Origin of the sequence: Cystobacter fuscus DSM 2262, from assembly GCF_000335475.2 — a bacterium.
Taxonomy (GTDB): domain Bacteria; phylum Myxococcota; class Myxococcia; order Myxococcales; family Myxococcaceae; genus Cystobacter; species Cystobacter fuscus.
Map to the genome: position 1 here is coordinate 160,258 of NZ_ANAH02000014.1, position 18,934 is coordinate 179,191.

General features: G+C 68.7%; 18 protein-coding genes and 1 pseudogene. 14 read left to right on the forward strand and 5 right to left on the reverse strand.

What is annotated here, in order from left to right; all coding sequences use genetic code 11:
• Positions 1 to 121: 121 nt before the first annotated feature.
• Positions 122 to 895 (reverse strand): rhomboid family intramembrane serine protease, encoded by a 774-nt coding sequence (locus D187_RS24530; RefSeq protein ID WP_002625938.1) that lies wholly within the window; start codon positions 893 to 895, stop codon positions 122 to 124.
• Positions 896 to 1,018: 123 nt separating this feature from the next.
• Here D187_RS24530 and D187_RS24535 point away from each other — a divergent pair, with 123 nt between their 5' ends.
• The 8 genes and pseudogenes from D187_RS24535 to D187_RS55430 all read left to right on the forward strand — a co-directional run bounded on the left by D187_RS24535 (position 1,019) and on the right by D187_RS55430 (position 8,282).
• On the forward strand, positions 1,019 to 1,972 hold the full coding sequence (locus tag D187_RS24535) for an alpha/beta fold hydrolase (RefSeq protein WP_002625937.1): 954 nt from the start codon (positions 1,019 to 1,021) through the stop codon (positions 1,970 to 1,972).
• A 114-nt stretch (positions 1,973 to 2,086) separates the two neighbouring features.
• Complete coding sequence (locus D187_RS24540) at positions 2,087 to 3,958, forward strand: serine/threonine protein kinase (RefSeq protein WP_002625936.1); 1,872 nt, start codon at positions 2,087 to 2,089, stop codon at positions 3,956 to 3,958.
• Between the two features lie 114 nt (positions 3,959 to 4,072).
• Positions 4,073 to 5,014 carry a DUF2381 family protein gene (locus tag D187_RS24545; protein ID WP_002625935.1) on the forward strand — a complete coding sequence of 314 codons (942 nt, stop codon included), beginning with the start codon at positions 4,073 to 4,075 and terminating at the stop codon, positions 5,012 to 5,014.
• 89 nt (positions 5,015 to 5,103) lie between these two features.
• Positions 5,104 to 5,763, forward strand: a complete 660-nt coding sequence (locus D187_RS24550; RefSeq protein WP_002625934.1) for a hypothetical protein — start codon at positions 5,104 to 5,106, stop codon at positions 5,761 to 5,763.
• A gap of 2 nt (positions 5,764 to 5,765) precedes the next feature.
• Complete coding sequence (locus D187_RS24555) at positions 5,766 to 6,263, forward strand: SMI1/KNR4 family protein (protein WP_043431461.1); 498 nt, start codon at positions 5,766 to 5,768, stop codon at positions 6,261 to 6,263.
• Between the two features lie 75 nt (positions 6,264 to 6,338).
• Positions 6,339 to 7,460 (forward strand): annotated as a pseudogene (gene sitA5, locus D187_RS24560) (SitA5 family polymorphic toxin); the annotation flags it as partial.
• A 15-nt stretch (positions 7,461 to 7,475) separates the two neighbouring features.
• Positions 7,476 to 7,793: a hypothetical protein gene (locus D187_RS55425; RefSeq protein ID WP_002625931.1), complete on the forward strand. Its 318-nt coding sequence runs from the start codon at positions 7,476 to 7,478 to the stop codon at positions 7,791 to 7,793.
• A 171-nt stretch (positions 7,794 to 7,964) separates the two neighbouring features.
• On the forward strand, positions 7,965 to 8,282 hold the full coding sequence (locus D187_RS55430) for a hypothetical protein (RefSeq protein WP_043431345.1): 318 nt from the start codon (positions 7,965 to 7,967) through the stop codon (positions 8,280 to 8,282).
• 133 nt (positions 8,283 to 8,415) lie between these two features.
• Here the strand turns inward: D187_RS55430 and D187_RS24570 are convergent, their stop codons facing one another.
• Positions 8,416 to 8,937, reverse strand: coding sequence for a YkgJ family cysteine cluster protein (locus D187_RS24570; RefSeq protein WP_002625930.1), 522 nt, complete (start codon positions 8,935 to 8,937; stop codon positions 8,416 to 8,418).
• Positions 8,938 to 9,014: 77 nt separating this feature from the next.
• Between D187_RS24570 and D187_RS24575 the strand changes: the two genes are divergently transcribed.
• Positions 9,015 to 9,530, forward strand: coding sequence for a hypothetical protein (locus D187_RS24575; protein ID WP_002625929.1), 516 nt, complete (start codon positions 9,015 to 9,017; stop codon positions 9,528 to 9,530).
• A gap of 34 nt (positions 9,531 to 9,564) precedes the next feature.
• On the opposite strand, the gene rnz is transcribed toward D187_RS24575, so the two are convergent.
• The gene (rnz, locus tag D187_RS24580) at positions 9,565 to 10,488 is read right to left on the reverse strand and encodes a ribonuclease Z (RefSeq protein ID WP_043431465.1); all 924 of its coding nucleotides are present in this window, start codon (positions 10,486 to 10,488) and stop codon (positions 9,565 to 9,567) included.
• A gap of 145 nt (positions 10,489 to 10,633) precedes the next feature.
• On the opposite strand from rnz, the gene D187_RS24585 reads away from it, so the two are divergent.
• The 5 genes from D187_RS24585 (at position 10,634) to D187_RS24605 (ending at position 17,995) form a co-directional block, all read left to right on the forward strand.
• Entirely contained in the window at positions 10,634 to 11,329 is a 696-nt protein-coding gene (locus D187_RS24585; RefSeq protein WP_002625927.1) for a DUF2293 domain-containing protein, read from the forward strand.
• A gap of 137 nt (positions 11,330 to 11,466) precedes the next feature.
• Positions 11,467 to 12,237 (forward strand): TetR/AcrR family transcriptional regulator, encoded by a 771-nt coding sequence (locus D187_RS24590; RefSeq protein WP_002625926.1) that lies wholly within the window; start codon positions 11,467 to 11,469, stop codon positions 12,235 to 12,237.
• Entirely contained in the window at positions 12,234 to 13,334 is a 1,101-nt protein-coding gene (locus D187_RS24595; RefSeq protein WP_002625925.1) for an efflux RND transporter periplasmic adaptor subunit, read from the forward strand. Before D187_RS24590 ends, D187_RS24595 begins: the two co-directional genes overlap by 4 nt.
• Before the next feature lie 34 nt (positions 13,335 to 13,368).
• Complete coding sequence (locus tag D187_RS24600) at positions 13,369 to 16,491, forward strand: efflux RND transporter permease subunit (protein WP_002625924.1); 3,123 nt, start codon at positions 13,369 to 13,371, stop codon at positions 16,489 to 16,491.
• 40 nt (positions 16,492 to 16,531) lie between these two features.
• Positions 16,532 to 17,995, forward strand: a complete 1,464-nt coding sequence (locus D187_RS24605; protein WP_155893555.1) for a TolC family protein — start codon at positions 16,532 to 16,534, stop codon at positions 17,993 to 17,995.
• Between the two features lie 31 nt (positions 17,996 to 18,026).
• On the opposite strand, the gene D187_RS24610 is transcribed toward D187_RS24605, so the two are convergent.
• Both D187_RS24610 and D187_RS24615 read right to left on the reverse strand, forming a co-directional pair.
• Entirely contained in the window at positions 18,027 to 18,599 is a 573-nt protein-coding gene (locus tag D187_RS24610) for an endonuclease dU (RefSeq protein WP_043431346.1), read from the reverse strand.
• A gap of 60 nt (positions 18,600 to 18,659) precedes the next feature.
• On the reverse strand, positions 18,660 to 18,863 hold the full coding sequence (locus D187_RS24615; protein WP_002625921.1) for a cold-shock protein: 204 nt from the start codon (positions 18,861 to 18,863) through the stop codon (positions 18,660 to 18,662).
• Positions 18,864 to 18,934 lie beyond the last annotated feature (71 nt).

The window sequence follows — 18,934 nt, forward strand, 5'->3', positions numbered from 1 at the left end:
TCTCCGGGGAGCGGCGAGCTCCCCAGGGGTGATTGCTGTCCAGGGAGCAAGCTTCATGCCCTGGCGCGGACGCCGAAACAGACGAATCAGCGCGTTCGTTCCCGGCTCGTTTCGAGCGCTCTCACGGATGGTCGGGGTGCAGGCGGTGCCGCCAGCCCGAGCGCTGACGGGTGAGCCGGGGGTTCTCGAAGAGCTTGATGAGGACGAGCCCCGCGACGAAGCCACCCACGTGGGCCCACACCGCCACGCCACTGCCACCCTCGGCGCTCAGGGAGTTGAGCTGGGGCAGGCCGGTGATGACCTGGAGCCCAAACCAATAGAGGAGCACCAGCCACGCGGGCAGGGGAATCACCTTGAAGAAGATGATGAAGATGAAGAGCATGTTCACCCGCACGCGCGGGTAGAGCAGCAGGTAGGCGCCCATGACGCCGGAGATGGCGCCCGAGGCCCCCACCATGGGGATGGGCGAGGAAGGGTCCACCATCACCTGCGCCGCCGCCGCCGCCAGGCCACACACGATGTAGAAGACGATGAAGCGCAGCCGCCCCATGCTGTCTTCCACGTTGTTGCCGAACACCCAGAAGAAGAGGCAGTTGCCGAGGATGTGGCTCCAGCTGCCATGCAGGAACATGGAGGTGAGGGGCGTGAAGGTGTTGATGGGCTCGCGGTCCACCACGCACGCGAGGCCCTCGCCGATTTGCACGGGGAAGCCCTCGGGGGCCAGGCCGGTGAGCTCGCCCGGCACGAGCCCGAGGTTGCACACGCTGGTGGCCAGCTCCAGCGGATTCAAGCCCGCTCCCTGGACGAGCACCCAGGTGGCGCCGATGGCGCCGAGGAACAGGTAGGTGATGACGGGACTGCGGAGCGTGGGGTTGTCGTCACTGAGGGGAATCATCGCGCGGGCCCCATCATGCCTACTACGGCGCGCGGGGGCAGCGCTTTCCCTCCTGCTTGTGGGGGTGCGGACGACCGCGCGGGGCGCTTCCTGGCGCGGGGGGCGATTCTTAACTGTACGGTCATGAACGCCATCTTCTCCCGTCCCGTCTCGCTGCCCGGTCTCCGCATGCAGGCCCTGGAGGCGGGGCCCGCCCAGGGGCCGCTCGTGCTCCTGCTCCATGGGTTCCCCGAATTGTCCGAGAGCTGGCGCGAGGTGATGGGCCCGCTGGCGGCGGCGGGCTTCCGCGTCGTCGCGCCGGACATGCGCGGCTATGGCGACACGGAGCGTCCCGAGACGGGCTACGACCTGGACACCCTGGCGATGGATGTCGTCCACCTGGCGCGGCACCTGAGTCCGGGCCGGCCGGTGCACCTCGTGGGGCATGACTGGGGCGGCATCATCGCCTTCTACGTGGCCGCCCATCACCCGGAGGTGGTGGACCGGCTGGCCGTGGTCAACGCCCCGCATCCGGCGCTGCTCGTGCGCGAGCTGGCCAAACCCGCGCAGATGCTGCGCTCCTGGTACGCCTTCTTCTTCCTGTTGCCGTGGCTGCCCGAGCGGCTGTTGTCCGCGGGGGGTGGTGCCCTGGTGTCCCGGATGCTGCGGCGGCAGATGGTGGACGACTCGCGCGTGCCTCCGGGAAAGCTGGCGGAGTACGAGGCCCACTTCTCGCGGCCCGAGGCGGTGCGCCCGCCCATCACCTACTACCGCGAGCTGTTCCGCTTGCTCTTCACGCCCGGGGGCAGGCGCCGGCTGCTCGCCACGCCGCGTGCGCGCGCTCCGCTGATGCTCATCTGGGGAGAGCGGGATCCCTCCCTGCGCACGACGTTCACCCAGGGCCTGGAGCCGTACTTCGAGCAGCGTCCCATCGTGCGCCGGCTGCCCGAGGAGGGCCACACCCTGCCGCTCGAGGCGCCGGACAAGGTGGCGTCGCTGCTGCTCGAGCACTTCCGCGCCGCGCGGGCCACGAGTGGCGTGGAGCGGGTGGACGTGCACGCCCGGGAGCAGTCGCACGCGCTTCATCACCCGGTGTAGGGCGGGGCGCGCGGGGACTCGCCAGGGAGTGGCCACCCTGTCCGAGAAGTTGGCCCCGCGAGGGAGTCTCACCGGGTAGGTATCCGCCCCGGTGAGCTGTTAGCGTGTGGCGCCATGAACGAGCGGGACACGCCGGACCTGCCGCCCGGCACGAACGTCAACGGCGCGATCATCGAGGAGCTGGTGGAGCGCGGGGGCTACGGCACCGTGTACCGGGCACGGGACAAGCTGACGGGCACCCTGTTCGCCCTCAAGTTCGTCCCGCTCCACCGGGCGAAGCAGTGGGCCGAGCGCGAGGGCGTGCTCGCCATGCCCTTCCAGCACAAGAACCTCGTGCAGCAGGTGGGCTTCAGCTACTGGCCGCCCGTGCTGCCCGAGTTCTTCTGCTTGAAGATGATTTACGTCGAGGGCCGCCCGCTCGACGTGTGGGCCTGGGAAGAGAACCCCGATACGTGGGCCGTGGTGGGCAAGGTGGTGGGGGTAGCGCGCGGACTGGCCGTGGCGCATGACAAGCAGGTGGTCCACCGGGACGTGAAGGAGGCCAACATCCTCGTGCGCGACGAGGATGGGGAGCCGGTGCTGGTGGACTTCGGGGCCGCCAGGCGTGAGGGGCAGACCACTCTCACCGAGGGCCTGTTTCCCCCGGGGACGCCCCACTACCGCAGCCCGGAGGCGTGGCGCTTCGGCCTGGAGCACTGGAACGACCGGCGAGTCACCTACCGGCCCGGGAAGGCGGACGACCAATACGCACTGGGCGTGGTGCTCTACCGGCTGCTCACCCGCCGCTTCCCCTTCGAGGTGACGTGGGATGACGAGGCCTCGGTGAAGGCCGTCATCAACCAGGAGCCGCTGCCGCCGCACATCCTCAACCCCAACGTGCCGTGGGTGGTGAGTGACGTGTGCATGAAGCTCTTGGAGAAGACGCCGGAGAAGCGCTACCCGAGCGTCCTGGAGTTGGTGAAGGAGCTGGCGCACCTGCAGGCCCGTGCGGATGCGTCCTGGCAGGTGCCCCTGCATGACGGCCCCCGTGGAGCGAGGCGAGGCCGCCGGGGGGCCGCGGCGCGGGAGAAGCCCGAGGCGGCCGTGCCCCCCGTGGAGCCCACTCCGGCGACACCGACTCCGGCCACGGTGGCGCATGTGCCCGTGCAGGCCATGGCGCTCCAGGCGCTTCGGCGTGCGGCGGTGTGGATGGCCGTGCTGGTGGGAGTGGCCCTTGCCGGGTGGTGGCTCGCGCGGCGGTGGAGGCCCGAGTCCCCATCCGTGGCGTCCTCCGCCCCCTCCCCAACGTGGAAGTCACCTTTCGGTCAGGAAGTGGCGCCCCCGTGGCCGCCGCCGGAAATTGAGCGGGCCGCAGCTCCGCCCCCGGTGGAGAAGACTCCTGCGGTCGTCGCCTCGCTGGTGACGCGACCCAAGGACGACGCCTTGAAGAAGCAGCAGGCCCCCCAGGGGGACAAGAAGCAGAAGGGGGCCCTCTCACCCGTGGCCAGGTGGTGTGTCGGTGCCGCCGCTGCCGCCAACACGGCGTGTCCCGGTGCCCAGGTGCGTCCCGCCCCCGCCCCTGACGCCGAGCCGTGCCCGGCGGGTGCCGTCGAGACCATGACCGAAACGCTCGGCATTGACATTGGATCAAAGTTTGACGGTCTATTCGCCCCCAACGATCGCCAGGGCCAGTTCGTCTCCGTGCGCGAGGGACTCACCTCGGTGAAGACCGGCGGAACGCGGGGAAAACTGCCGGTGGGGAGCATCCTCTACGGACGTCTCTACTTCGGGGAAGGTCGCGTCTATGGCCGGTTCACCCAGGCCCAGACACCCACGGGGGACACCTACAAGGTCTGCATGCAAATCTTCACCGGGGAGCGTATGGCCAAGCGAGGCGGTGGGTACTACAAGCCCGGTCCCGGTACCGAGATGGAGTCAGGGAGTACGCCGGACAATGTCTTGATTTTCTGGATCGAAGACCTGGAGGCGGTGGATCGCTTCGAGTGAACCGGCCCAGCGATTGGTGGGCCGCGAGCCCGATACGGCCCCCACACTACCAGGGGGGAAGGTGTGGTAGAGGCCACGTCTCCGGTCTCGTCCCGCCTCGTGAGGTTCCCGTTCGTGTTCGCCTCGTCCCCCGCCGCCCTCCTGGCGCTGGTGCTCCTCGCGGGGGCCGGCGCCACCGCCGAACCTCTTCTCCCAGACTGTGAGGCGTCCCCGTCCCGCGTGGAGCTACCAGCGGAGCCCACCGGGAAGGTGGAGGAGGTGTGCATCAGCCCGGAACTCCCCATCACCTTCCGCTTCGATTCGCCGCTGGTGCCGGGCTCGCTGGAACTGCAAGCGCGCGAGCGTTTCGAGGACGTGGCCCCTGGGACGCGGAGCTTCACCCTCCATCCTCCGGCGGCTCTCCAGGCCGGGGAGAGGTTCAAGGTGGTGGTGCGCTTCGCGGACGGAGCGGCTCCGACGAGCGCCACCTTCATTCTAGTGGGACACTCCGCACTCGGGACACGGCAGGTGAACGTGTTCCGCCACAAGCGCACCGTGGAGGACTACCAGAAGGAAACCCAGGAGGAGCGCAAGAAGTCCCAGCAACTCGGCCAGGAGCTTGAACGCCTGCGGACGGAGATGGGACCGGGTGGTCTCGCGGGGCTGATCGCCAGCGGGTTGATGACGGTGGACGACACGGGCGTGAAAGCCAAGCACATAAGGAGAGATGTCACCCAGCCCGCGAGCAACGCTCTCGTTCTTCGCCGTGTCTTCAGCTACCGCGTCACCACTCGTCAGGAGAACCTGTTGCGGGTAGCCGTGGCTATGCAACTGGTGAACCAGGGCACGCAGCCCTGGGCGCTCCAGGGGGCGGCGCTGGTGGGCAAGGACCAGGAGCCCAAGCCGATGAAGGTGAGCTGGCAACCCTCGCCCGTCCTGCCGGGCGCAGAGGAGACGGAAGTGGTCGTGGTGGAGTGGGAGCTGACGGCCCGGGAAGCCCAAGGCCCCTTCACCTTGAGGCTGTGGGACCAGAGTGGGAAGCGTCTCATCACCCTCGGCAACGTGACCTTCCCGTGATTCCTGGCGCTCCAGCGTGTGTCAGACTCACTGGGTGTTTCCCCGGATTGGCAATCCATCAGGGGGGAACATCACCACGGGGAATTCCCATGAAGCTGGCCGAAGCGGTGGTGTTGTTGGTGTTGCTCACCGGATGCGCGACAACCCAGGGGACGGGAGGTTCTGGCCCTTCGCCCTCACCGGGGGCCAGGCCCGCCGTGAAGAAGGAACTGCCCTGGTTGAACGTGCCCGGCGGACGGATGAAGACGACCCTCTTCTATGGCCCCTGGCAGTGTCGCCGGGAGTTCATGAACGGATGCCAGAGGGAGTGCGCTAGCGAGGGCCACACGCTCAAGGGGTGCATATGGCTGGCTGATTTGAAGTTCGACTGGGAGGGACGCCTCATTGCCTTGCCCGTTCCCGTCAAGGGCGGGAGCCGTTACGGCATCTATCACTGCTGCTGCGACTACCCTACGTTGACGAAGGAGCAGAACAAGGCTGGGCGTGACCAATGGAAGGCCGCGATGGAGTCCTTCCGACAGAGATGGAGCGAACGGTTCGGTGTCTGGCCCACGGCCAGCACCGGCGTCAATTGGCCGGGGCACCATATCCGCGACCTCTGGCACGGCGGCGATCCGGTGGACCCCAACAACGTATTCCCCGTGCAGCCCGGCGTTCACGAAGCGTACAACAGGGAATATCCCGCGTGCTACAGCGGCCAGTCCCCATGGAATACAGTGGGTCCCGACTTGCCCTACACGGACAACTAATGATGCCCATCCCGCTCAGCAACCTGCTTGAAGAGGTCTCGTGCGACCACTTCCCGCATGCCCCCGCCACACCCGAGGAGATCGAGGAGTTTGAGCGGAGGGTGGGCTGGACGCTGGACCCCGACCTGCGGGCCTTCTACCTGCACTGCAACGGCGCCGAACTGTTCAAGCGGCTACCGAACACCCCGTATCGTCTCCTTTCCCTGTCCGAGATCATCCGGGCACGGGTAGCTATCTACGGGGAAGATGATGACAAGTGGGGCCCAGCCTCAATGTACACCCTCTGTGATGTACAGGACGGGGATTACGTACTGGTGGATGTAGCTCGCCAGGAGAACGACCGCTACTCCCTGACGGATGGCTACCACGAGGCGTGGCCGAACCCGGAGTACTGCGGGCCAGTCGCCAGTTCCTTCTCGGAATTCTTGGAGAAGGCGCTGCGCAGCAAGGGACGTCTGTTCTACTTGCAGTCGACCAGCCAGGAACAGCAGCCCGGCTGATGCCGCGCGTCTTCAAGATGTCTCCAGGGCTGGAGGGGACTCCAGGAGACAGGTGGAACGGGCGGGGACTGCCCCGTGGCTCGGGATGTACGGCTCCCCGCTCGGCCCCAGGAAGCAGCGCGGCGGCTGTTCGAGGTGGAGGCACGAAGCGGTTCGTACACGTACGAGCCCCCCAGCCGCCGCATCACTCCGCTCGAGCCGGGCGAGCACCTGGAGGGGCAATCAACGATGGCGGAGGTGGAGTTGACGCGCGACTACCTGCGTTGGTGCGAGCGTACTGGCAGGCCCGGGGATTGTCTGCGCCTGCTGACGGAAAGCCCCACCCTCAACGGGGATGGCCGTTTCGCCCTGGCCCTGGCTCTGGCCAAGGGCGCCGTGCTGGACGAGATGCTGGAGGCGTTCAAGGACATGGCCGACCCCCACGCCATGGTGGCGGCCGTGCTCTGGACCTGGACGACGTACATGGTGCTCGTCTCCCTTCCCGACGTGACAGTCTCCAAGGGCCTCGCGGCGGTGATGACCGCCACGATCATTTCCTACGTGGGCGTCGAGACCTTCTGGGGCCTTGTCGTCGGCTTCAAGCGGCTGATGGACGAGGCGGACCGGGCCACCACGTTCAACGGGCTGCGCGCGGCGGGCGAGCGGTACGGCAAGCTCATGGGCCGGAACGCGGCGCGAGCATTCGCCATGCTGGCCATGGCGGCCATGGGCAACACGGCACCGGGGCTGGCCGCGAAGGTGCCGAAGCTGCCCGGCTCCATGCAGGCGGCCGTACAAGCCGAGACGCAGGTGGGCATCCGGCTCGCGGCGGTGGGGGAAGTGGAGACGGTCGCTGTGAGCGCGGAGACAGTCACCATCGCCCTCGCTCCAGGGGCGGTGGCCATGACGTCAAGCCGTACGAGCGGTGACGGTGCTCCGAAGAAGGACGACCTTCCGGAGCTTGAACGGTGGCATGAAGGGAGTTACGACTCTCCATTGGATTCACTCCAGAAACACTTCGCCAAACATGGAGCAGAGGTTGGGGCCAAAGATGTCTCACAGTATTTGCGGAAGGCAAGAGGCTTCGCGCAAAACATCAAGGGCGCACAAAAATTTCCAATTGAAGGCGCCACCGAGGGTGTGATTCGCTATGTCAAGAGTGGCAAGTATATTGATCTTGCGCCGGATGGACGGATTGTTTCTTTTGGGGCTCGCTAAGAAGGCAGGTGACTGATGGACTGGAGAGCAATCGATCTGCATGGCGCCGCGAGCATTTCGCGGGTGGTGGGCCTCTTCGAGATCTGCGACATGCGAGGCATTCCATGGACCAAATACAAGATCAAGGTTCTTGAGCAAGGCTCCCAGGATTTCCTCGCGGTTCCCAATGTGTGTGTGAAAGACGCCAATGGAAGCCCTGATTGGATAGCAGGGCTCGGACGGACAGAAGCCGAAGCCCTTCAAGATCTCATCACGAGACTGGGTGAAACATTGAGCTCTCGCACAGACTGGCAAGAGGAAGACTTTGAATGGAGCGACCCGCAGGACTTCTGAGGGACGGAGCAACAGAGAACCCGTGCCTGAACATGGACACCCCTCGGCTCCGGGTTCACCACGCTGAGGAGAACGGTATGGCGCCTTGGACGCCATTCTCCACTTCGTCGGCTACCAGAGGCCAGCTCCGGCCATTCTCACTCGATGAGAAAGGAAGCAAGGAATGAGCTGATGAGCTGGAGAACGGTCGATCTGCACGGTGCCTCGAAAATAGAGCGGGTGGTAGGCATTTTCGAGGTCCGAGACATGCGGTGTCTTCCTTGGTCCAGATACAAGATCAAGGTCCTTGAGCGAAGCTCCGGAGGCTTCGTCGCAGTCGCGAATGTGTGTGTGAAAGACGCCAATGGAGCCCCCGATGGAGAAGCCGGAATGGGACAGACAGAGGTCGAAGCCCTCCAGGATTTCATCAAGAGGTTTGGTGAGACACTGAACGCTCGCACGAACTGGCAAGAGGAAGATTTTGAATGGAGCGACCCGCGAGAATTCTGAGGGACGCAGCAACAGCGAACCCCGTGCCTGAACATGGACACCCACTCGGCTCCGGGTTCACCACGCCGAGGAGAACGGCTTGGCGCGCGGACGCACGCGCTTCATCCCCCGGCGTGAGGCAGGGCGCGCGGGGCTATTCGCGCAGGTGCAGCTTGCGCACCAGTTCCTCGTACTTCTCCGGCGACAGGTTGCTGTTCTTGAGCGCCTGGCGCAGCGGCTCGGCCTTCTTGTAGACGGCCGAGTAGCCGCATTCGGGGAAGAACTCCGGCAGGGCCTCGAAGGCGAGGTTGCGCGGGTAGTCGCGGCACATCCCCGGCCGGCTGTCGTAGGAGTCGCACTGCTTCGTCGTGGCGTTGTAGTGCGTGCAGCGCAAGACGAAGAGCTTGTGCCGGCGGTCCTCGCCCACGTACTCGAAGCCGTTGACGAGCCGGTGCCAGGTGAGCACGAGCCAGCGCAGCGAGCGCAGGAAGAAGACCGGCCGGCTCACGGCGAGGGTAGGCGACTCACAGCAGCGGCCACACCCGTTGCACGCGCCCGTCAGCCGGTAGCGCGGCTCGCCCCGGGCACGCAGGAACAGCCGCGTGACGGCGAGGTCGAAGTCGTAGCGCAGCCGCGCGAGGCGCTTGATGCTCCGGCGAAGGGGGCCGTCCTTCATGACGCGCGAGTCTAGCGCTCCCCAGGCCCCCATGCTTCAAATGCCCGCTCTCCGCCTCATTCACCAGGAGAGCTGCCATGCGTTCCTCGAAGCACTCGCCGTGGTTTCAGTCCGTGGTGTTACTCACCGCCGCCCTGCTCGCCGCTGGATGCGCGTCCAGCCGCCGCGAGATGTACATCCAGGAGAAGGCCAGCGACTACGTGTACCGCAAGCCCATGGCCGAGGTGTGGCCCCAGCTGCGCTCGCTGCTGAAGGAGAAGGAGCTGCCCATCCGCGAGGCCCCGGGCGCGTTCGAGATCGCCACCGACTGGGCCATGGTGGGCGCGCCCTCGTCGCTGGGCACCAACTACGTGCGCTACTACGTGAGGGGCCGGCAGCCCAGCCCGGTGCAGAGCTCGGTGGAGATCTTCCGGCAGAACCGCACCGAGTCCGGTCCGGGCCCGGTGGACTCGCGCACGGGCCGGCGCGAGGCGTTGGGCACGGACACCACCAACATGACGCGCGACCGGGAGCTGGAGTGGGAGTTGTTGCAGCGCGTGGACCCGGAGGGCGCCCGCGCCCTGCGCGCCGAGGCCGAGGCGGCCGTCAAGTAGGGCCCCGGGAGGGCCCATCCGCGACGCGCGGGGCTCAGTCGCGCAGGGGCAGCTCCACGGTGAGCCCGTCGTAGGCCACCTCGACGGGGCCCTTGAACTCCTCGCGCGCCTGGGTGAGCAGCCGGGTCGGGTCCGTGTCGTGGCGGCTGGACAGGTGCGTGAGGATGAGCCGCCGGGCGCCCGCCTCGCGCGCCACCTGGGCCGCCTCGCGCGCCGTCGAGTGCCGCGTCTCCAGGGCCCGCGCCTGCTCGTCATCGGAGAAGGTGGACTCGTGGATGAGCAGATCCGCGTCCCGCGAGGCCTTCACCATCGCGGGGCAGGGGCGGGTGTCCCCGGAGATGACCAGCCGCCGTCCGGGCCGTTGCTCGCCGACGACCTCCTCGGGACGGATGGTGCGGCCGTCGGCCAGTTGCACCGGCTCGCCCCGCTGGAGCTGGCCATAGAGCGGCCCGGACGGCACCCCGAGCGCCTTCACCTTCTCCAGGTTGAACTTGCCCGGGCGCTCGTCCTCCTGCAGCACGTAGCCGAGCGCGTTGATGCGGTGATCCACCGCCACGGCCTGCACCGAGTAGCCGTGCCGCCGCACGATGTCGCCGTCGCGCAGCTCGTGGATCTCCACCGGGAAGGACAGGGACTCCACGCCCAGGTGCACCGCCTGGTGCAAGAGCCGGCGCGCGGTGGGGGGCCCATAGAGTTGCACGGCACCGTCGCGCCCCATCATCCCGAGCGTGCGCAAGAAGCCGATGATGCCCAGGTAGTGGTCGGCGTGGAAGTGGGTGAAGAAGACGGCGTCCACGCTGAAGCCGGTGCCGTAGCGCACCATCTGCCGCTGACTGCCCTCGCCACAGTCGAAGAGGAGCAGATCCGTGTTGGCCTTCACCGCGAGTCCGGAGAGGTTGCGGTGCAACGTCGGCTGGGCGGCCGAGGTGCCGAGGAAGGTGAGCCTGAGGATGGACATGCCAGCGCTGCCCATGAATGAAACTCCTCCCGGCGCGGCGACCGGATGTGTACGCGATCCGCCTCATGTACCACGAGGACGAGGGGGTTGACGTGGGGGCTCTTCTCGCCCGGGGGGTGGGTGGGCTAAGAGGCGCGCCCTTCCCATGAGCGACTCCCTGACCGTGTCCCCCACGAGCGACCCGCGCCGCGTGCGCGCGGCCGATGGCTCCGTCCTCACCGTGCCCGCTGGCTGGGCCCTGCTGCCCCCGGGCGACGCGGGCCTCACGCGCCGGGTGAAGGCCGCCGGCCCGAGCTGGACGGTGGTGGAGAAGAAGGGCCGTAAGATTTTCTCCCGGGGTGTCTGGGCGCCCGAGGCCCACATCACCGCCGCGCAGGCGGCCCTGGAGGCCGAGCGCGCCACCCCGGCCTATGCCCGCCGCCGCGAGGCCGACGTGCGCCGCCGCGAGCGCGAGCAGTCCGAGTACGAGGTGGACTTCGCCAACGCGGTGCTGCGCTTCCTCGCGTTTTCGCCCTCCTTCCTGCCCCACGCGAAGTTGATGGCGGTGGCGGTGTCCGCGCATGCCACGCCCGTGGGCAGCGGCACCGTGGCGCGCACCGAGCGCATCCCCATCGAGCGGCGCGCCGAGGCAGCCGTCATCGCGTGGATGCGCCACCAGACGACGGCCTACGACAACCTCTCCATCGCCCGGGTGAAGGGGGCGCGGCGCGAGGTGCGTCGGGAGCTCGCCGAGGTGTCGCGCGCGGTGTTGGACCTGCATCGCCGTGAGGGCAGCCACCCGGTGGCCGCGTGCCCGCTGTGCAAGGCCCTCGCGCGGCTCGGCCCGGGTCAGTCCTCATAGGCAGACATACCCGGAGTCCGGGGAACCGGCCCGAGATACACTGATGGGTGTCATAAGCTGGTTTGATGTATTCTTGACCCGGGGTTCAGGAACCCCCCTTGGCCGTTTCTGACCGGCGGGTTAGGAATGCGGCCACCATGGCCCGTCCCGCGGATCCACACGCCCGAGCAGCACTGATCGCCGCCGCCCGGGCGGAGTTCATGAAGAAGGGGCTGAAGGGCGCGCGCATCGAGGACATCACCGCCGCGTGCGGACTCTCCAAGGGCGCCTTCTACCTGCACGTCGCGTCCAAGGAGGCCCTCTTCGGAGAGGTGCTCGGCGAGTTCATGTCCTCGCTGCAGGGCCTCATCGACCAGCGGCGCGAGGAGACGGAGCAGTTCTTCGCCGAGCAGGGCGCGGTGGAGGCGAGCGACGTGTCCGAGCGCTCCGCGCGCTACGAGCGCCTGTTGGCGATGAGCGCCGAGGGGGACCTGCGCACGCTCGAGCTGATGTGGGCCTACCGCGACGTGATGCAGGTGCTCATGCGCGGCAGTCAGGGCACGGACTTCGAGTCCTTGATGTGGGGCTTCGTGGACCGCGAGGTGTCGCGGGTGGCCCAGGAGTTCCGGCGCCTGCAGTCCGGCCGCGCGCTGCGCTCGGACGTGCCCTCCGAGGTCATCGGCTCGCTCATCGTCGGCACCTACGTGTTGCTGGCGCAGCGGATGAGCCAGATGCAGGAGAAGCCGGACCTGGCCGCCTGGGCCAACTCCATCCACCTGCTCATCCGCGAGGGCTGCGTGCCCCGGTGTGACGTGGCCGCCCCGGTGGAGCCGCCGCGCGCGCCGCCACCGAAGCCTTCGACTTCTTCGCGCCGGGCCTCGTCCCGCGCGCTTTCCCGCACTCGCAGTACCCCGAGGTCAGGATCGTGAAACTCTTCAGGACGCCGCTCGTCGCCGGGCTCGCCGCCGTGGGCATGGCCGCCGCCTCGTTGTCCCTCTCGGGTTGCCGCGCGGACGCGGCCCAGACGCCCGCGACTCCGGCCGCCACGCCGGGCCTCCAGTCGGTGACGCTCGCCGCGCCGCGCGCCGTGCGCAGCACGCCTCGCGAGGAGGTGACGGGCACGCTCTTCCCCTCCCAGGCGTTGCAGGTGGGCTTCGAGGTGGGAGGCCGGCTGGAGAAGGTGCGGGTGAAGAAGGGGCAGACGGTGCAGGAGGGCCAGACGCTCGGCCAGCTCAACCCGGAGATCTCCGACGCCCAGCTCGCCCAGGCGCAGGCCTCGGTGGCCGCCGCCGAGGTGAGCGCCGCCATGGCCGCGGACGTGGCCGAGCGCAACGCGAAGCTGCAGCAGCAGGGCAACGTGAGTGACTTGCAGAACCGCACCTCCAGCACCCAGGCGCGTCAGGCCGAGGCCCAGTTGCTCGCCGCCCGCGCGCAGCTCTCCCAGGCGCAGGCGGGCCGCCGTCGGCATGACCTCAAGGCGCCCTTCGCCGGCACTGTCACCGACGCGCCCGAGCAGGTGGGCGCCATCGTGGGCCCGGGCGTGGCGCTCTTCTCCCTGGAGAACGTGGGCACGCTGCTGCTCAAGACGACGGTGGCCGAGTCCACGCGCGCGCGCCTCAAGCCGGGCACCCGGGTGCGTGTGGAGGTCATCGGCGGCAGCACCTTCACGGACGAGGCCGTCATCCGTACCGTCATCCCCTCGGCGGACCCGGCCACGCGCCGCATCCCGGTGGACATCCTCGTGCCGAACAAGGACGGCCGCTTCGTGGCCAACACCCTGGCGCGCGTGGTGCTGCCGCTGGGCGAGGCGGAGGAGGCCCATGCCCTGCCGACGAGCGCGCTGTCCTCCTCCGGGGGAGACCACGTGTTCGTGGTGGCGCCCTCGGGCGAGGTGCGCCGCGTGGACGTCCAGGTGCTCGAGCGCGGGGTGCGCGAGGTGGTGGTGAAGGCCGCCGCGCCGCTGGACAAGGTCGTCGAGTACCTCACGCCTTCCCTCACCGAGGGGACGCGCGTCTCCGTGAAGTAGTCCTCCCGCCGCACGCCTCTTCGAGCGTCCCCCCATGTTCCTCAGCGACGTCTCCATTCGCAGGCCGGTCTTCACGGCCATGATGTCCCTCTGCCTCATCGTCCTCGGGGTGATGGGCTTTACCCGGCTGGGCACCGACCTCTTCCCGGACGTGTCCATTCCGGTGGTGGTCGTCAACACCATCTACAAGGGCGCGGGCCCGGGTGAGATCGAGACCCAGGTCATCAAGCCCATCGAGGATGCCGTCGCGGGCATCAACGGCGTGGACAAGATCCACTCCTTCAGCCGCGAGAACGTGGGCACGGTGGTGGTGCAGTTCAAGCTGTCCACCAACCTGGACCGGGCGGTGCAGGAGGTGCGCGACAAGGTGTCGGGCGTGTCCAACCGCCTGCCCAACGACGCGGACGCGCCGGTGATTGGCCGCGTGGACCTGTCGGCGGTGGCGGTGCTCACCTACGCGGCGAGCGCGCAGGCCGACTCGCGCACGGTGCGCAAGCTCATCGAGGACCAGCTCAAGCCGGCGCTCGCGCAGCTCGAGGGCGTGGCCGACGTGCGCATCAACGGCGGTGACGTACGGGAGATCCAGGTGGACATCGACCTGGACAAGGCGCGCGCGGTGGGCGTGTCCCCCATGGACGTGGGCCAGCGCATCGGCTCGGAGAACCTGGACCTGCCCGCGGGCCGGTTGCAACTCGGCTCCACGGAGCTGACGGTGCGCTCGCTCGGACAGTTCAAGAGCGTGGAGGAGCTGCGGCAGTTGCCGGTGGCGCAGAGCCGCACGGGCGCGCAGGTGCGGCTGGAGGAGATCGCCACCGTCACCGACGGAGCCGAGGAGCGGCGCACCACGACGCGCCTCAATGGCCAGGACGCGGTCATCCTGGAGATCGTCAAGCAGCCGGGCTCGAACACCGTGGCGGTGAGCGACGCGGTGAAGGCGGCGATGACGAAGCTCGTGCCCACGCTGGGCCACGAGTTCAAGACCACGCTGCTCATCGACCAGTCGGTGCCCATCCGCGAGAACGCCCACGAGGTGTGGATCGCCCTCGTCTTCGGTGGCGCGATGGCGGTGCTCATCATCCTGATGTTCCTGTTGGATCCGCGCGGCACCTTCATCTCGTCGCTCGCGCTGCCCACCTCGGTCATCGGCACGTTCTTCGTGATGTTCCTGCTCGACTACTCGCTCAACCAGATGACGCTGCTGGCGCTCTCGCTCGCCATCGGTCTGCTCATCGACGACGCGGTGGTGGTGCGCGAGGCCATCACCCACCGGCTGGAGCAGGGCGAGGACCCGATGTCCGCCGCCGCGAATGGCACGAAGGACGTGGGGCTCGCGGTGCTCGCGACCACGCTCGCGCTGGTGGCGGTGTTCGTCCCGGTGGCCTTCATGCCCGGCATGGTGGGCCAGTTCCTCCAGCAGTTCGGCATCACCATCTCCGTGGCGGTGCTCATCTCGCTCTTCATCTCCTTCACGTTGGATCCGATGTTGTCCGCGCGTCTGGCGAAGCAGCGCCAGGCGGGCGAGCACCACCAGGAGAACGCCCTGGCGCGCTCCATCCGCGGCTTCCTGGACGGCAGCGAGCGCGTCTACTCGCGCATCCTCCGCTGGGTGTTGGATCACAAGTGGGCCACCATGGGCATCACCCTGGTGGCGATGGTGCTGTCCTTCGGGGCCGCGCGCGGCCTGGGCTTCGAGTTGATGAGCCCGGAGGATCGCTCGCAGTTCTTCGTCCAGCTCATCCTGCCGGACTCCTCCAACCTGGAGCAGACGGGGGCCCGGGTGGCGCAGGCGGAGAAGCTGCTGCGGCAAGTCCCCGAGGTGACGGACATCTACTCCATCGTGGGAGAGAACGGCGACGTCAACAAGGCGCGCATCCGGGTGCTCACCACGCAGAAGCACGAGCGCACCCGGGGCATCCAGGCCATCAAGGAGGACGCGCGGGCCCGGCTCAATCCCGAGATGGTCGCCACCCGCGTGCTGATGATGGATCCGCCCATCATCGACGGCCTCGGCGGGGACTTCTATCCCATCATCCTGCGCGTCACCGGCCCGGACATGGCGAAGCTCCAGGTGGAAGCCGAGCGCCTCGCGGGCCTCCTGCACGAGATTCCCGGCACGGTGGACGTGCGTGTGGACTTCAACCCGCCCAAGCCCGAGCTGGCGATCGAGATCGATCGGGCGCGCGCCAAGGACCTGGGGTTGAGCGCCGCGGCGCTGGCCATGCAACTGCGGCTGGCCATTGGTGGCGACGTGTCGGCGAAGCTGCGCGAGGGCGTGGACGAGACGGACATCCGTGTGCGCCTGTCCTCGCGGGACCGGGACACGCCCGAGCGCGTGGGCCAGCTGCTGCTCGCCACGCCCCGGGGCATGGTGCCGGTGTCGGACGTGGCCAAGGTGGAGCTGCGCGACGGTCCGAGCGTCATCGAGCACGAGAACCGCCAGAAGCAGATCGCCGTCTATGCCCAGCTCAAGGACGCGGCCCTGGGCGACGTGGCGTCGGCGTTCCGGGAGAAGGTGGCCGCGCAGCCGCTGCCCCCGGGCTACTCGCTCATCTACGACGGGCAGATGAAGATGCTCACCGAGCAGAACGACGCCTTCGGCTCGGCGTTCATCCTGGCCTTCGTCTTCATCTACATGGTGCTCGCCAGCCAGTTCGAGTCCTTCAAGCACCCCTTCACCATCATGGTGTCGCTGCCGCTGGCGCTCGTGGGTGCGCTCTTGGGCCTGTACTTCGGCGGCTTCCACGTCTCCATGGGCGCCATGATTGGCATCATCTTGTTGATGGGCCTGGTGACGAAGAACGCCATCCTCCTGGTGGACGGCGCGCTGCAGTACCTGCGCGAGGGCGCCACGGTGGACGAGGCGCTCATGAAGGCGGGGCCGCGCCGGCTGCGTCCCATCCTCATGACGAGCGCCGCCATGGCCATCGGCATGGTGCCCACCGCCATCGGCCAGGGCGTGGGCTCCGAGTTCCGCGCCCCCATGGCCATCGCGGTCATCGGCGGCGTCATCACCTCCACCTTCCTCACGCTGTTGGTGGTCCCCGTGGTCTTCGCGGCCATGGAGAGCCTGGGCTTCTCCAAGCGCGCTCCGAAGTCGGCCGACGCCCCGGTCCTCCCCATTCCCGAGCCGAGGCAGCACAGCGACCGCGCCGCCTGAGCGCGGCGCGTCGTCCCCCGTCATCTCCCCTGTGTTCCCCATGTCCATCCGACGCTCCGCCGGCTCCCTCCGGCGCCCCCTGTCCCTGTTGCTGCTGGCCTCCCTCGCTCCGCTCGGCGCGCTCGCCCAGACGCCCTCGGACGCGCCCGTCCAGCAGCAGCCCTCCGCCCCGCCCGCCGCCGGGGAGTCTCCCGCCCCGGGCACGTTGCGCACCGCCACGCTGCGCGAGACGCTCCTGCTCGCCGCGAAGCAGAGCCCGGACGTGGTCGCCGCCCGGGCCCAGGCCGCCGTGGCCGCCGCGGGCGTCAACCGCGCCTGGACGGCGTGGCAGCCCGAGCTGACGGTCAGCGCGCAGTTCGTCCATTCCAGCGCTCCGGCGCAGTTCGATCTGGGCTCCATCGTCCAGCTGGTGGGAGGCGTCTTCGCGCTCCAGCCCGCCAACCCGCAGTTCATCCCGGGCCCCGTCGTCATCACAGCGGAGAACTCGCACTACGCGACGGTGCAGATCTCCCAGCCGCTCTTCACGCCCGCGGGCGTCTTCCTCATCGGCCCGGCGAAGGCGGGCGCGGAGGCGGCGGAGCTGGGGGCCCTCGAGGCGCGCGAGCAGGTGCTGCTGGCGGTGGCGCGCACCTACCTGGGGTTGCAGGGCATCGTCCAGCTCACGGCGGCGGCGCGCGAGGCGGAGGCGGTGGCGCTCCAGCGCGAGGCCGAGTCCAAGGCGCAGCTCGACGTGGGCATGACGGTGGAGGCGGCGCTCCTGCGCGCCCAGACGGAGACGGCCCAGGCGCGCGTGCAACTGGCGCAGCTGTCCGGCCAGTACACGCAATTGCTCGCGCTCCTGGGCGCCCTGGTGGGCGAGCCCGTGCAGCCGGTGCCCCTCGAGAACTCGGACTCCTCCTGGCGGATTCCCTCCGAGGACCAGCGGCCCTGGGAGGACACCTACGCGGTGCGCTCGGCGGAGCTGGTGGTGCGGGCCAACGAGGGCAAGGTGACGTATGACCGCTTCGCGTGGCTGCCGAGCGTCGTCGCCCAGGGCCGGGGCCTCTACAACTCCAACACGGGCTTCACCGGGCAGAACACCTCCTACGAGGTGTCCGTCGCGGCCAGCCTGCCGCTGTACGACCGGGGCCAGCGCTACGCGGCCCTGCACGAGGACGAGGCGCGTCTGGCCCAGGCTCGGGCGCAGTACGAGTCGGCGCGGGCCCGCGCTCGCGCCAACTGGGTGGCGGCCCAGGCCAACCTGGAGGCCGCGCGGGTGGCGCTGACCCAGGCCGAGTCCCAGTCGCAGCTCGCCGCCCGGGTGCAGCAGCAGGTGGCCGCCGGCTACAAGGCCGGAGTGGCCACCAGCCTGGAGATGTCGGACGCGGACAATCGCCGCTTCCTCGCCGCCAGCAGCGCGGCCCAGGCCCGCTCCCAGTTGGAGGTGCGTCGCGTGGAGCTGGCGGCCGCCGCGGGCCGCATCGCCGCCTCGCTCGAGCCGGACGACGCCGCCTCGCCCCAGTGAGTCCCGCGCGTCCCCGTGACACCGGGGACGCTCAGGCGCGCTTGGAGCTCTCTCCCGTCATCACCGCCGAGCCGATGAGGTGGGCCAGTCGCAGCGCCTCGGGCACGCGGCCGGTGTCCGTGAGGCGCTGGAGTGCTTCCTCCACCCACTCGGGCTCCGCGCCTTGGACCTGGAAGGTGAAGCCGCCGCGTTGATGGATGGGACCCGCGCGCCGCAGCAACTCCAGACGCGCCCTGGGCCGCGACAGGTGTCGCAGCGCCCGCTCCACGGCCTCCAGGTCCGGCATCCGCCGCATCACCGCCACACAGGGCTTGCCGAGCGTGTGTGCCAGGCGGGGCAGATCCACCAGGTTGAAGCCGCCGAAGGCGAGCCCATCCAGCAGCACCAGGTGGAGCTGGGGCAGGAACTTGCCGCCCACCAGCAGCCGGCACACCTCATCCGTCGCCGTCCACCCGTCGCGCCGCACGTGGCCCCAGACGAGTCCCTCGAAGCGCGTCCCGGCGCACACCACGCCCGCGAGGCTGACGCGCACGCCCGCGCGTCGCGCGAAGGGGGCATCGTCGAAGCCCACGACTCGGGGCAGGGGGGGCAGACGCGAGCTCATGAAAAAGCAAGAGCCCGACCCCGGTCGAGGTCAGGCTCCAGGAATCCCACGCAGTGGGAATCAGACCGGACGCACGTTCTGCGCCTGCAGGCCCTTGGGGCCGCGCGTCACATCGAACGACACCCGCTGGCCCTCCTGCAGGCTGCGGAAGCCGTCCGCCTGAATGGCGGTGTGGTGGCAGAACACGTCCTCGCCACCGCCGTCCTGCGTGATGAACCCGAAGCCCTTCGCGTCATTGAACCACTTGACCACACCGGTTGCCATAATTCGTTCTTCTTTCGTCACCAGACGGGTGGAGCCGCCTGCTCGGCCCGGACTTGAGCCGGAGCATTGGC